General features: G+C 68.3%; 14 protein-coding genes and 1 pseudogene. 3 read left to right on the forward strand and 12 right to left on the reverse strand.

The genetic code is table 11. From position 1 onward, the window contains the following. The first annotated feature begins 1 nt into the window (after position 1). Together O7634_RS10485 and O7634_RS10490 are read left to right on the forward strand one after the other, a co-directional pair. Positions 2 to 1597: a hypothetical protein gene (locus O7634_RS10485; RefSeq protein ID WP_278149935.1), complete on the forward strand. Its 1596-nt coding sequence runs from the start codon at positions 2 to 4 to the stop codon at positions 1595 to 1597. A gap of 126 nt (positions 1598 to 1723) precedes the next feature. Further along, complete coding sequence (locus tag O7634_RS10490) at positions 1724 to 2191, forward strand: DIP1984 family protein (protein WP_278149936.1); 468 nt, start codon at positions 1724 to 1726, stop codon at positions 2189 to 2191. Positions 2192 to 2490: 299 nt separating this feature from the next. Here the strand turns inward: O7634_RS10490 and O7634_RS10495 are convergent, their stop codons facing one another. Genes O7634_RS10495 through O7634_RS10505 form a run of 3 tightly spaced genes read right to left on the reverse strand, consistent with a single transcriptional unit; the run spans position 2491 to position 4085 of the window. Next, entirely contained in the window at positions 2491 to 3171 is a 681-nt protein-coding gene (locus tag O7634_RS10495) for a hypothetical protein (protein WP_278149937.1), read from the reverse strand. A 53-nt stretch (positions 3172 to 3224) separates the two neighbouring features. Beyond that, complete coding sequence (locus O7634_RS10500; protein ID WP_278149938.1) at positions 3225 to 3716, reverse strand: hypothetical protein; 492 nt, start codon at positions 3714 to 3716, stop codon at positions 3225 to 3227. Between the two features lie 6 nt (positions 3717 to 3722). Beyond that, complete coding sequence (locus O7634_RS10505) at positions 3723 to 4085, reverse strand: ADP-ribosylation/crystallin J1 (protein WP_278149939.1); 363 nt, start codon at positions 4083 to 4085, stop codon at positions 3723 to 3725. Between the two features lie 90 nt (positions 4086 to 4175). Between O7634_RS10505 and O7634_RS10510 the strand changes: the two genes are divergently transcribed. Next, the gene (locus O7634_RS10510; RefSeq protein ID WP_278149940.1) at positions 4176 to 4745 is read left to right on the forward strand and encodes an NADAR family protein; all 570 of its coding nucleotides are present in this window, start codon (positions 4176 to 4178) and stop codon (positions 4743 to 4745) included. Positions 4746 to 4811: 66 nt separating this feature from the next. Here O7634_RS10510 and O7634_RS10515 read toward each other — a convergent pair whose 3' ends face one another. From O7634_RS10515 to O7634_RS10555, 9 genes and pseudogenes are all read right to left on the reverse strand, one after another. Next, positions 4812 to 5951: a hypothetical protein gene (locus O7634_RS10515; protein ID WP_278149941.1), complete on the reverse strand. Its 1140-nt coding sequence runs from the start codon at positions 5949 to 5951 to the stop codon at positions 4812 to 4814. Positions 5952 to 5975: 24 nt separating this feature from the next. Beyond that, a complete protein-coding gene (locus O7634_RS10520) occupies positions 5976 to 6287 on the reverse strand; it encodes a calcium-binding protein (RefSeq protein WP_278149942.1) in 312 nt (103 codons plus the stop codon). Positions 6288 to 6337: 50 nt separating this feature from the next. Next, positions 6338 to 7081 carry a serine/threonine-protein kinase gene (locus O7634_RS10525; protein ID WP_278149943.1) on the reverse strand — a complete coding sequence of 248 codons (744 nt, stop codon included), beginning with the start codon at positions 7079 to 7081 and terminating at the stop codon, positions 6338 to 6340. A gap of 44 nt (positions 7082 to 7125) precedes the next feature. Further along, positions 7126 to 7956, reverse strand: coding sequence for a nucleotidyltransferase domain-containing protein (locus O7634_RS10530; RefSeq protein ID WP_347404312.1), 831 nt, complete (start codon positions 7954 to 7956; stop codon positions 7126 to 7128). 419 nt (positions 7957 to 8375) lie between these two features. After that, positions 8376 to 8828, reverse strand: a complete 453-nt coding sequence (locus tag O7634_RS10535) for a SitI3 family protein (RefSeq protein WP_278149945.1) — start codon at positions 8826 to 8828, stop codon at positions 8376 to 8378. Between the two features lie 15 nt (positions 8829 to 8843). After that, positions 8844 to 9242 (reverse strand): hypothetical protein, encoded by a 399-nt coding sequence (locus tag O7634_RS10540; protein ID WP_278149946.1) that lies wholly within the window; start codon positions 9240 to 9242, stop codon positions 8844 to 8846. Positions 9243 to 9424: 182 nt separating this feature from the next. After that, positions 9425 to 9952, reverse strand: coding sequence for a DUF6244 family protein (locus O7634_RS10545; protein WP_278149947.1), 528 nt, complete (start codon positions 9950 to 9952; stop codon positions 9425 to 9427). Positions 9953 to 10050: 98 nt separating this feature from the next. Next, positions 10051 to 11108, reverse strand: a pseudogene (gene trpS, locus O7634_RS10550) (tryptophan--tRNA ligase). Between the two features lie 455 nt (positions 11109 to 11563). Further along, positions 11564 to 12757, reverse strand: a complete 1194-nt coding sequence (locus O7634_RS10555) for an NUDIX domain-containing protein (protein ID WP_278149948.1) — start codon at positions 12755 to 12757, stop codon at positions 11564 to 11566. Between the last annotated feature and the right edge of the window lie 85 nt (positions 12758 to 12842).

Consider the following 12842-nt stretch of genomic DNA (forward strand, 5'->3'; position numbering starts at 1 on the left):
CGTGCCGGAAACGGCGGCGAAGGATCTGGAATCGTTGCCCCCTCGCCAGCAGGGATACATCCTCGACCATCTGGATATAGCGCTCGAAGGAGCACTGCGGGACCGGCTGTGGCAGAGGTCCGTTGCCCATGCGCGAGAGAACCGGACCGCTGACGATCGGCTCGGTCGAGCGTGGAAGTTCTTCCATCCCACGCCCGCGCGGGCGAGGACTCGGCCGGTCACGCCGGCTGCCATCGCGATGTCGGACCGCGTCAAGGTGGGAGTCGGCGGATCGCTGCTCCTGCTGGCGACAGGCAAGTTGACGGCGTTGCTGGCAGCCAACGGCGAGTTCGGCGGGCTGATCGGCCTGTACAGCGCGGTGGCCGGTCTGGCGATCTTCGGTATCGCAGGGGCGGACCGGTACTTTAGGCACCGCTACCGGCAGGCGAAGGACAGCGAGCTTCGCCCACCCCGTCGTCAGCAAACCGACGCGAGGCCTGGCGGATTCGCCGGCAAGATCGACCGCCTCTTCACCCACTACTTCGCCCGCTACAAGCCCGACGGGATGGCCAGCGACCAGTGGCTCGATGAGACCGCCGGTATCCGCCGACACCTGCGTAACGAGGTGGTCGACGCCTACCGAGAGGAGCGCATCAACGCCGACCGGGTGGCCTGGCTGGTGAGGTACCTGGCGAGTGACGTAAGGACTCGCTGGAATCAAGGTACCCTGACCGCGTACCGCCAGGAGCTACGTGTGCCGCTTCGGACCTGGCTGCTGCAGGTCGTCGGCGTCGTCGCCCTCATCACCGGTTTTGTCTCGGCATCGGCAGCCGTCTTCTCGGCTGCCGTCCTGCCCGGCACGCTATGGCTGGCGCTGACCATGCCAACAGCCGTTGTCACCACGCGGGCGACGTTCCGCATAGTCGCCGAGCGTCGACGGGTTGCTGCCGACAGCGCTCACCGGTCCGCTGAACAGGGCAGACGAACAAAGGCGTACGAACGTTGGGTGGCCAAACTCGCCGACAGGCCGACGGACACCGAGATGGCCGCCTGGCTGGAGTACGACCGCAAGGTCATCACCGACCAGGCCCTACAGCAGTTCCGGCTCCAGCCGGGCCAAGTCGTGGCGCACGCCTTTCTGGAAGCACCCGCGAAGTCCACTCGGAAGAGGCGCGCCGAGGACGGTCCGTGGCGGTACTCCCACTACCGACTCCTGCTCTTCCTGCTCACCGAGGATGGCGTACGGCAGGTCGACCTCGAGCTGGACTTCAGACGCGCTGGCCATCGCGACACCCAGCGGCTCAACTACCGATTCCACGCGATCTCCGCCGTCCGGATCGATGGACTGGCTCTGCGCAAGCCGACGTTCCACCTCACCCTGAACAGCGGCGAGAAGATGACGGTCCAGGTGACCGGGACGGACACCAAACCGACCGAACCCAACGAGGACCCGAGCTCCATCACCGACCTGACCGTCGACGCTTCGGGCCTCCACCAGACCCTGCACGTCCTGGAGGGAGTCGCCGCAGAAGGCAAGGACTGGGTGAGACTCCGCCGGGAGCAGGCCGATAACCGGCTCGCCGAACTGTCCCGCCGCACCAGCGGGCTGCTGGACTGAGGGCACCAGGTTCCGCCCGGCTCCTCGGCCGAATGTCCGCCATCCTGTCGCGGGCCTTCAGGAGCGGGACCGGATCGGGAGGAAATTGGGAGCGCGTACTGATCTTCGCTGGCGATACTGGTGCCCATGAAGCTTGCTGAGGCCCTGGCGCTGCGCGCGGATGCGGCGCGGCGCGCCGAACAACGCCGTGCCCGCATCACGGCCAGCGCCCGCTACCAGGAGGGTGAGGCACCGGCTGAGGACGCCTCGGCTCTCCTCGCGGAGGCAGGCGTTGCACTCGGTGAGCTGGAGTCGCTGATCCGGCGGATCAATCGCACCAACGCGGCCACGGCCGTGGACGGGGTGGGCACGCTCACGGACGCGCTCGCACGTCGCGACGTGCTTCGTCTGCGGCACAGCGTGGTCACGTCCGCCGCGGACGCCGCTGCGGGTGAAGGCCAGCGTGGATACCGGCAGCTGCGGTCGGAGTTGAAGATGATTCCGGCGCTGCCGGTGGCCGAGCTGCGCCGGCAGGCCGACGACCTCGCCCGGCAGCTTCGCGAGGTGGACACGTTGATTCAGCGGACGAACTGGGAGGTCGAGCTGCTGGACTGAAGGGTTGCGGAGCAGGTAGCCAACGTGGAGGCGTGCACGAACCCGCGAGCCGGCGGGTAATCCGGCTCACTCCTGGCGCGCCGAGGGCAGGCGCAGGGGTTCGATTCCCCGGCACACATCGCACGCCCAGCACAGCACACAGGTGACGGCGCACAGGGCACGGCACACCACCGGGTGCAGATCCACGACGGCGAGGGTGGGACAGGGGACTTCCGCAACCTCCTACAACAGGGTCCGGCCGATTCTGGCCGCCGTCGCTCACGCGTGACTGGGCGACGGAGGACGCACCCAGGCATCCACTACGGCGCGGCTACCGGGTAACCGATCGCGGCGAGGTCCTCGTGCGCCATGGCGACAGTGAGTTGAGGGTTCAGGGCGCGAACCACCGCGTCGGTGAGGGGCCGGTGCGCGACGACGTGCGCGACCGCCGCCCGGTCCACCTCGATCTCGTAGTAGTCGCCGCAGAACTCGACGAACCGGTCCACGATGTCGTCGAGCAGGATGTCGAGCATGCCGGAGCCGTCCGGCCCGACGTCGTCGTACGGCCCGCGCAGCGGCGGGAACTCGATGCCCTTCCCGGCACGCCAGCAGTTGTCCCCGTTCAATCGCCACAGCACAGCGGTGGCGAAGAACTGCCCCGTCTCGTCGCAGAACGCAGGTTCGGTCACCTGCGGGTGCAACGCCTCGGGGAGGCCGTCGAGCAGGCCCGGCCACAACTCGTGGTCTGCGTCGCCATAGGGCGACATCGCCGACTCATGATCGAAGACCCGGATGAACGCACCCTGGCTCGTGAACACGATGGTCCACTCGTCGCCGCTGCCGTTGCTCATCGACGCCGCCTCGTCTGGGCCCCAGCGAGCGGTGTAGGCGTAGTAGGGCGCCCCGCCGTCGATGATGCGTTCCAGAACGGCCAGCGCCTTACAACGCTTCCGTAACTCGTCGATAGCGGGCAGCCGGGCGGCGATGTCGTACGCGGTCACCTGACGACCCTACGGGTGACGGAGACGTCATCAGGCGCGCAGGGAGTCGTGACTCAGTCCTCGTCAGTAGCCAGCACCGCGACCATGACGCCGCCGCCCTTGCCGATCACGAACGCGTCCATGACGTGTCGGGTGACCGGTTCCCATGAGACCAGGTCGGTGTTCGTCCACCAACGGGTTCCATGGCCCAGCAGCTTCACCAGCGCCCGTAACACATCACGAGCGCGCTCCTCCGGGTATCGACCCCGGGCACCGTAGGCGAGGGTGCGTGAGGTCATTCCGATCAGTAAGTCGAGGGCAACGTGCTGGCTCGCCTCGCTCATCCGCACCGACAGCTGCGCCGCGTCCTGCGGGGCCTGCGGCGGCGTTCCGTTAGGGCCGCCAGCATCCATGACGCCGACGCTGGTCAGGAACGCGAACGCGTCGGGGAAGGGGTCGCTGGTGTCGGTGGATCGGATCACGGTCCACAGCTGGCCGTTGCCGTACGGGCCCGGCAGCCCGGCCAGAAGCTGCCGGATCCGTACGAGCCGCTCGGTGGCATCCACCGCCGATCACTCGGCCTGCTCAACCGGGCGGAACTCGTGGACCACCTCGATGAGCCCGACGATGTGCCGGTTGAACTCGTCGAGTTCCTCGGCCGGCACCCACAGCTCAAGGATGTCGCGGCCGCCGACCTGCCGGACGGGGTATCGGGCGGCGAACTCCTGGTCGACGTGGAACCGGGTGACGTAGCCGACGCCGGAGGCGGGGACGTTCCAGTCCCGGGCGATCATGATCGCGTACTGCTCGTTGAGGATGGGATAGAAGATCGGCTGGTCGGGCAGCCGCGCCGGCCAGGCCTTCCAACCGGAGGCGCGGACGAGTTCAAGCTCCTGCGGGCCGGTCGGCCGCCACAGCGTCATCGTCTCCGTCACCACAGCTCTCCTCTGCCAGATCGAGGTACGGTACCGACAATCGCGAAACGCGCTGGTCCCGCACCGCCCGGGTCTGACAGCCTGCTGGGCGTGCCTGAGACGGATTCCTTGCCGTACAGCCTGCCCGAGCTGCGGGCGCTCGTCACTGCGAACGTGCGCCTCAAGTACCTGTTCTTCTGGGGCCATCAGCCCCAACCCGACGGCAGCGTCGGACCGGGTTGCCTGAGCCAGTGGTGGCCGGCCCCGTTCGTCGTGGACGGCATCCGCTATGCCACGGCTGAGCACTACATGATGGTCGGCAAGGCGCGCCTGTTCGGCGACGAGGCGATCGCCGAGCAGATGCTGGCCGCGTCGCATCCGGGCGCGGTCAAGACCCTGGGCCGGCAGGTACGCGGCTTCGACCAGGCACTGTGGGACGCGCACCGCTTCGACCTGGTCGTCGCCGCCAACGTGGCGAAGTTCAGCCAGCACCCCGACCTCGGCCAGTACCTGTCGTACACGCGTAACCGGGTGCTGGTGGAAGCCAGCCCGGTGGACCGCGTCTGGGGCATCGGCCTGGCCGCCACCGACCCACGCGTTCATGATCCCGCCCAGTGGCGCGGCCAAAACCTCCTCGGATTCGCACTGATGCGCGCCCGCGCACACCTCGATGCAGGATGACCTCAAGATCCACGGCGGCTTCACCGCCGTCGCCAGCGGTAGCAGCCTGAATCGTCCCCGCTGCAGTCAGCTCAGCCCGGCCCGGTCGAGCCGGTCCAGCAGGCTCGGCTTACGCGCATGCTGCTCCCGCAACAGCCGTATCCGTTGCCGAAACACCTCGGCGTCTCCTTCCCGATCAGCCAACGCCTTCAGGTCGGACAGCAGGACGACGGCGGCGTCGTACTCCTTCGGTCGTTTCGTCTCGATCATCGCGTCCACCCGCTGCCACTCCTGCTCCTGCCGGTCGGCGAGCACGTTCAGCCGTTGCTCACGGGCGGCGGCGGCCGCCCGCTCCCGACGCTCCCGCTCGGCCGCCTCGCGCTGCTGGGCGAGCTGTTGCCGCCGTGACCAGCGTTCCTCCGCGGAGGCCAACAGCTCCCCGACCGTACGGCCGGTCCGAACGCCCTCGTTCGGAGCCGCACCATGGAAACGGGCCAGCAGTTCCGAACGCAGGTGCGCGTCGCCGCGCACCAGCCGTACGACAAGGTCGTCCTTCTCCGCCTCGGGCAGCGCCGTCACCCACCGGGACAACGCCGCCCCCGACGGCGCCTTCTCTTTCAGCGGCGCGCTCCTCTCGGCCGCCACGGCGAGCAGATCGGGGTCCAGCCGCAGGAAGTCGACCAAGGCGCGTTGCGGCCCGGACAGGTCGCCCAGACCAGGCGGGACGGGCGGTTCCGGCTCGCCGTCGGTGACCTCGCGGTTCTGTACGCACAGCAGCCACGCCAGGTACAGCAACCGCCGATCCCCGGCGGCCAACTCCGCCCGGGCGGGAAGGATCGCGGCGAGGCGACCGGCCCCGTCGTACTCCTCGTCCTCGTCGCCTTCCTCGTCCTCACTGTGCAGGTCGAGGATCACGTGGGTACGGGTCGCCCACGAACAGGCCGATCGTCCGACGCAGTACGGTGCGGCCGTGCCCGCGTCCAACACCGTGACCGGCAGCCGCAGCGCCACCCGATGGGTGCCCCAGTTCGCCAGGTACAGGAACGCGTCGAAGTACCGCTGCATCCACTCCCGCGGGTCGCCCTTCAGGTCACCCCACTGGTAGTCGTTGACGAAACTCGACGCCGTGATCCGCGCCCGCGTCGACAACGCCCGCAACTCACGCTGCTGCACCGAGGTCAACGGCCGGTCGACCGCCACGAACTCGTAGTACTGGTACTCACTCATCGCTGGTCCCCCTCGCCACGAGGATCATCCGTTCGCCCAGTGCCGGTACGCCTCGATCCACTGCGCGCCGGACGGTGCCGGCTCCGGCAAGGGGAGATCGAGGAGGCTGATCGCCTGACGGATTCCGTCTCGATGGCAGACCGCGACGACTGCGCCGTGGCGCAGGTCAACCCGCCGCACTGTTACCTCGACACCCAGAACCCGTGTCGTGAACGGCACCGCCAGATGCTCCTCGATCAGCGTGTACAGACCGGTCAGCTGCTCGTCATCGTTGTAGGCGTCAACCGTCGCCTCGTCGACCAACGCGTCCAACTCGGCCTGGCTGAGTGCACCCACCGCAGCACCCTACGACGGCTCCCGCGCTCAGTACCGGACCACCGTGTCCATCACGGCGTCCACGTGGAGTGCCACGCCGCCGTCAGGCTCACCACGTCGGGGTACCGGTCGACGGGCGTCGCGCGGGTCGCGCGCGTCGCCAACCTCTCCTGAGCCGGGGATCCCCGCCAGCCATCAGGGGAGTCGAGCAGTTGGTGGATCGTACGACCGAGGTTGAACACGGTGGTGCGCTGATCGATGACCGCGCCGCGGACGAACTCTTCGGGGGCCATGTAGCGGCGCGAGCCGGGAAGGCGGTCGGCGTCGAGGACGAAAGGTCCGAGTCGGTACTCGTCCAGGTCGATCAGGCGCATTCGGCGGGCATCGAAGTCGTATAGGAAGCAGCCGTCGTACAGGTCGACGGCCACGAAGCCCGCAGCCGTGACGGCCACGTGCGCGTCGAGGATCGCGTCGACAGCCGCTACGACCTCCGGTAGCGGAAGCCGCTGGAATCGGGCCAGCGCGGTTCGGTCCGAGCCGTTCCGGGTGGCGTGGTTGAGCACGTTGCCGTCGTGCCACGGGTACACCAGTGTCAGCCCGTCGGGGCCGTCGAGGACCCGCTCGGGACGGACGATCGCCGCGTGCTCAACTGCGGCGTGTAGGCGGATAGACCGGTCCAGCGAAAGCCGGGCCGTTGGCGTGGTGGCCTTCTTCACGAACCAGCGATGCCCGCCGGACTCGACGCCGTAGGACAAGCAGCCGGAATCCTGCGCGTCGAAGACCGTGAACGCGGACGCGAGCGGCACGTCGGACATGATGCCGAACCTGCGACTCACGCTGACGATGGGATTCTGACCCGTCACGAACCGCTCCGCCCATCGTGCGACGGGTCATCCCGTAGCAGGTGCGTCGCCGCGACGGCGTCGGCAAGGTCGAGGAGGCGGTGAGCCGCGGCGATGGCGGAACGCAACTGCCGGGCGGCGGCCGGTTCGATGCGCTCGTCGAGGATCTGCCGCAGCATGACGTTGTCGGCGCCGGATGGAAGATCCAGATGTCGGGTGATGGCGACATGGCGCGGTTGGTCGCCGCGGGCGAGGTACTTGGCGGCCAGCTGCACCAGCATCAGAACGCTGGCCGGGCGGGTCGGGTCGGTGCCGGTGGTGTCGGGGGTGCGGTGTCGGTCCAGTAGGGGTATGAACGCCAGGTCGGTGCGCGGCGGTGGTGGCGTGCGGTGCAGCAGGAGCCGACCCTCGGCGGGTAGGGCAGCGGTTTCGGTAGGCCACAGGTAGAGATCGACCAGGACGGGCAGGGTGGCCAGCTCGACGCACACGGTCAGGTAGCCACCGCCGGCTGGAGCGTTGCGGGGCTTGCCCACGGTGAACAGCACCGGGCCGGGCAACCGCAGGCCGGCGACTGGGTCATCAAATACGCCCTGGGGTGTGGTGGTGTCGACGGCCACGACGAGGTCGACGTCGCTGTACGGGTCGGCGGTGCCCCGCCCAAGAGATCCCACAAGCCACGCCGCGTCCACAAATCGCCGCTGCTGTAGGGCGGTAACGCTGGCCGCGATCCAATTCGCACGGGCCGCAATCACGGCCCTCAGCGGTGCAGCTTCCCGCCGCAGGGGCGGCGGCGCCTTGGCGGGCCCGCGCTGGCTCATGCCAGCCCCGCCCCAGCTACCCAAGGGCATTGCTGCCCGTACGGGTTCGCGAAGGGCACCGACGGCTTCGAGGTGTGCGGCAGGTACGCGGGCATCCAGGCGTCGGGCCCGGGTGAGGTTGAGTGTTCCGGTCTGACGGTGTTCGTCGTGGTCAGGCGATCCACTTTGCGAGCTGCCTGCCCGCCCAGGAGCGTATGGCGTCCGCCGCCCCAGGAGGCCGCAGGCGTGCCGGGTGACGAGCAGCCGAGCGGCGACCGAGATCAAGGACAGAATTCGGCAGGCGGACTCCTCAGGCGGGAAACGCGTGTCGTACCTGGCGCTCAGGCCGTTCACAACTTTTGGTGAAGCACGTAGATGTCCTCAGCGAGATGGATTGCTGCACGGGTTTGGCGGAGAATCGAGCCGACGTTTGCGATCAGAGCGGACATTTCTGCCGCCGTGGGAACGTCCTACTGGACAATCATGTTCCGGACGCCGTACGTGTCCCACCATGATGATCGGTGTTCGCGTAGCTCCCCGGCGACTCGCGTCAGCAGGAGCCAGTTGCCGTTGAGCACGAGTGCGGCGTCTTCGGGTCGGCCGGCCAGGACACGGGCGACGGCCGACACCATGGAGGGAACCGCACCCTCCGGTGGGTCGTTCTTGCGCAGGTCGAACGCGACACTGGCGTACGCGTCGGGTTCCCATTCCCATTGGGTGCCGTCGTCGTCTTCGGCGTCGAAGTAGCCGTTGCTGCCTGCGTAGATGGTGACCGTGTAGCCGAGTTCCTCCCGGAGGTCGGCGCTGAGCAGCCGGGGGTAGCCGGGCTGTGTCGACTCCTCGACGCCGTGTGGGGCGACGAGGGGAGCGAGGTCCTCCAGCGGGATGTCGCCGGCCAGGGTGAGTCGGTACTCGATGCCCACGTGCTGCCTGCCTTCTCAGTCTCGTCGGACGATTTGAATGATCGCACCGCTTCGGGTCACCGCTGCTAGTTCCTTGAGCTGCGGGACCGGCCAGTCGTCGAACTGCTTCTGCAGGGCGGTGATGTCACCGCGCCAGTCCTGCAGGTTCAGCACCACCCGTTGGGTCTGCTGCCTCGCCACCTTCTGCGATACCTCCGTCCACACCCCGCGTACCGCTTTGCCGGGGGTGGGTGAGTAGCAGTCGAAGACGTGGCCCTCGATGAGGTAGTCAGGTTCCTTGTCCGGCTTGCCCACGTCGCCGGTGCTCTGGCGCGCGTCGGCGATCTCCCGCGGGGTCGGGTTCTGGTGTACGCGGTAGCCGTCGTGAGCGAGAGTGTCGGCGCACTCGTTCTCCAACTCCAGCGAGCGCCGCACCGCGTCGTCCTCGCGCAGTGGGATCCTGGTCCGTGGTCCGGTCGCCGAGCCGCCGGGAACGCCCGTGGGCGGCCTACTCCAGCGGGTAAAGGCCGATCGGGGGTCCTTGGCGGGTGTGGTTGCGGCCGTACTGCCGTCGGTGTCGGGGAATGGGCTGGCCGGCGAGGGACCGCCAGCCCTCGTCAATTTCCCGCTGATCCCAGCTGTCGTGCTTCGGCGGCTGCCGCGTCGACGAACTGCCGGGCGGTGCCGGTACGTTGAACGATGAGCACCATCACCTGTTTGACGCCGTCCAGGGCCTGCAACAGGGGTCCCGGCTGCCCGCCGAGGAGGACGGCCGTGACGAGTTGTTGCGCCGCGCCGGCCTGACTGATCACTGCGGTCGCCGCGTCGCGGGCGCCGTCCACCGCGCTCTGCACCGGCGCGAGCCCGGAGATCGTCTCCTGCGGTGTGCCTTGGCGGGGCACCGCCGCAGTGGCCTGGGCCGCCTCCCCGATCGACGTGGAGAGGCGGCCCAGAGCGGCCTGGATCTCGCCGATCGCGCTATGGACCCGAGCCATGCCGGCAGCCACCGCGGCGAAGCCGGCGCCCGCGGCACGAACCCCGACCTCCTGCGCCTGGGTGCCGGCTGCGGCGGTGAGGCCGCGAGCTCTGTCGACGCCGGCTGTCAGGGCACGCAGTTCGGCGTCAACCTTCTCGATGTTCGACACGTGAAGCGGTCTCCAATCGGCGACGATGTTGCTTGATCACTTACCCGTATTGCGATCGTGTCGGTGGCCAGCCTGACTTGGTCGTCGTCGGTCCTTGTCTACGCCGTGGTGGCCGCGGGTCTCCGGGACGCTCGGCCTTACGGCGGAGCTGGGTGTAGACGCCGGTGAGGCCCATCGCCTTGCGGGCCTCGAACACCGTCTGCTGCACCACGCGCCGGGTACGTTCCGTGCCCGCCACGATCAACTCGTCCACCAGGCCCTTGTCGGCCTCGTAGCGGGCGCGTCGCTCGCGCATGGGGTCGAGGAACGCGATCAGCGCGGTGGCGAGTTTCTCCTTGACCTCGACGTCGCCGACCTTGCCCTCGCGGTAGCGGCTCTTGAGGTCGTCAACCTCGGCCCGGTTGGGGTTGAAGACGTCGTGGTACTGGAACACCGGGTTGCCCTCGACCGTGCCGGGCACATCAGCGCGGATCCGGTTCGGGTCGGTGTACATGCCCATGACCTTGCGGCGGACCTCCGCCGGCTCGTCCGAGAGTGCGATGGCGTTGCCGAGGCTCTTGCTCATCTTGGCCCGGCCGTCGGTGCCTACCAGGGTGGGAGTCTCGGCGCTGACCAGGTCGGGGACGGGGAAGACCTCGCCGTAGAGGTGGTTGAAGCGGCGGGCGATCTCCCTGGTGACCTCGACGTGCGCGGCGTTGTCCTTCCCAACGGGCACCACGTGGGCCTTGACGCAGAGGATGTCGGCGGCCTGCAACACCGGGTACCCGAGAAGGCCGTACGGCATCTCCTCCTTGCCGGCGTCGCGGGCCATGTCCTTGAGCGAGGGCACCCGTTCCAGGCGCGGCACGGTGACCAGGTTCTGGAAGAGGGTGTTGAGGTCTCCGACTTCCTGGATCGCCGACTGGAGGTAGAAGGTGGCGGTGTCGGGGTCGATCCCGGCGGCGAGGGAGTCGACGACCATGTCCCGGGCGTTCTGGGTGGCCCTCGCGATGTCGTCGCGGGTGTTCTTGGTGGTCAGCATGTGGAGGTCGGCGATGATGAAGTAGCTCTCGTACTTCTGGTGCAGCTTCACCCGGTTGGCGATGCTGCCGACGTAGTGGCCGAGGTGCAGTTTTCCGGTGGGGCGGTCACCGGTGAGCATCCGCTGAGCGGTCATGACGATGGGGCCTTTCACGGGCGTGACGGGTCGACGAAGGTCGCGTACCGACGGGGCGATGGTCGCCACGTCGGTCAGAAGAGCTGGATCATCGCCGGAAGTCGCCATCGTGAGCCGTCACGGAACCGCAGCCCCGCAGGCCCGGAGCAGAGCGAGGACCTGACCACGCCGGTCCCCAAGATCGGTCGGAAGACACCTCACGGCCGGATGGGTGTGGTCGACCCTGGCACCGAACGTGACGTGCGCCCTGACCGGCGACCGGCACACCACCGTGTCGTCGCGCTCCTGAACGAGCCGCAGCGTCAGCGCGAACGGGTGTGCCACGGACTCACCGTAGACCTTGCCGTGATCAGCATCGTTCCGATTAGCTCGTGGAGGCGTCTCTGCAAGCGGTCGACCTGTTACGGAGGGAGAAGAACGCACCGTGGTCTCTGGTCGAAAGTCAGCAAAGATGATCACAGCGCTGCCGATTCTGCGATCATGCTTCTCGCGGCCACGAGCGCACTTGGTACGCGGGCGGCAAGCCGCTCGGCGCGCTCGATGTCGCTTGCGCCTGCCCGGCGGTAGGCGTCGTAGTCGCGCAGGAGCAATCTGAGCTCGTCGTCGGGTCCGCCGCGCAGAGCCTCGACCACGTCAGGAAGCCACAAGCCAACCTCTGGCGCTCGGCTGGCGACGAGCAGCCGACCCGCACTCGCCAGGACAGACAACACCTGGCGTGCCGCGTCCTCGCGTTCCGATTCTGCGCGGTGTCTCTCGGCCAGACGGGCGACGGCGAAGTCATGCAGTACAGCAAGGTCACCAGCGAGGTCGGCTCGTTCTGGAGCGGCGGCGAAGGTAGGGGCGGCACCTGCGATCACGGCGGTGTCGAGCCCTACGCGGCGCAGCGCCATTCGCATCTTCATGTCGTAGAGCGGACCGAGGCGACGGGCCTCGGCCCCGTGGCCGTCCGCGAGGTGCAGTGACGCGCGAGGACCGTGGCGTCGGGCCGCATCGCTGATGATCTCCTGGAGCGACGTGGCGGCGGCCGACGTGGGGGGCAGGTTCCAGGCGATGAAGTCGACATCGCTCCAGCCCTCGATGAAGTCTCCTCGTGCGGCGGATCCGCACAGGCCCACCCCAGCATCCGGATGTCCGGCGATGGCGGCCTCGGCCTCTGCCGCCATCTGGTCGACCAGGTGACTGAGCTTCCGGCTGAACGGCAGAGGATGAGCGGCACGCCAGGTGATGACGGCAACGGCGCGATCCAGCACCTGCTGGAACTGGGGGTGGCTGGCGGCCTGCCGGGCCGCGGGAGCCTCGAGCCAGCGGGCCTGGACGAAGCCTTCCTCTCGGGCCGGCGTCGTGACGGTGGTGGATGTCGTGAAGAGGAACCAGTCGACGACCTTCGCCGCTGGCATGCCGTCGTTGTCGGTGAACGTGTAGGCCTCCTGCCCGAGATACCCGCTGTAGCACGTACTGGTGAGGCCGGCCTCCTCGGCCACCTCCCTCCTCGCTGCCTGAAGCGGCGCCTCGCCCGGCTCCAGCTGGCCTTTCGGGGCGACGGTCTGTCGTTCACCGGTCTTTCGAACCTGATCGAGGAGCAGGATCTGTGGAGAGCTGAGGTCGTCGGTCACGACAACGGCACCGGCGGAGGCGGATCGACGAGTCATGGCTGGACGCCTCCTGAGGATGTCTGCGGGGCCTGGTACGCGTCGGGGTGACGAGCCCCGGAAGGTGATGATGTCGGCAGGGTGG

It is taken from the genome of Micromonospora sp. WMMD1120, from assembly GCF_029626235.1.
Classification (GTDB): domain Bacteria; phylum Actinomycetota; class Actinomycetes; order Mycobacteriales; family Micromonosporaceae; genus Micromonospora.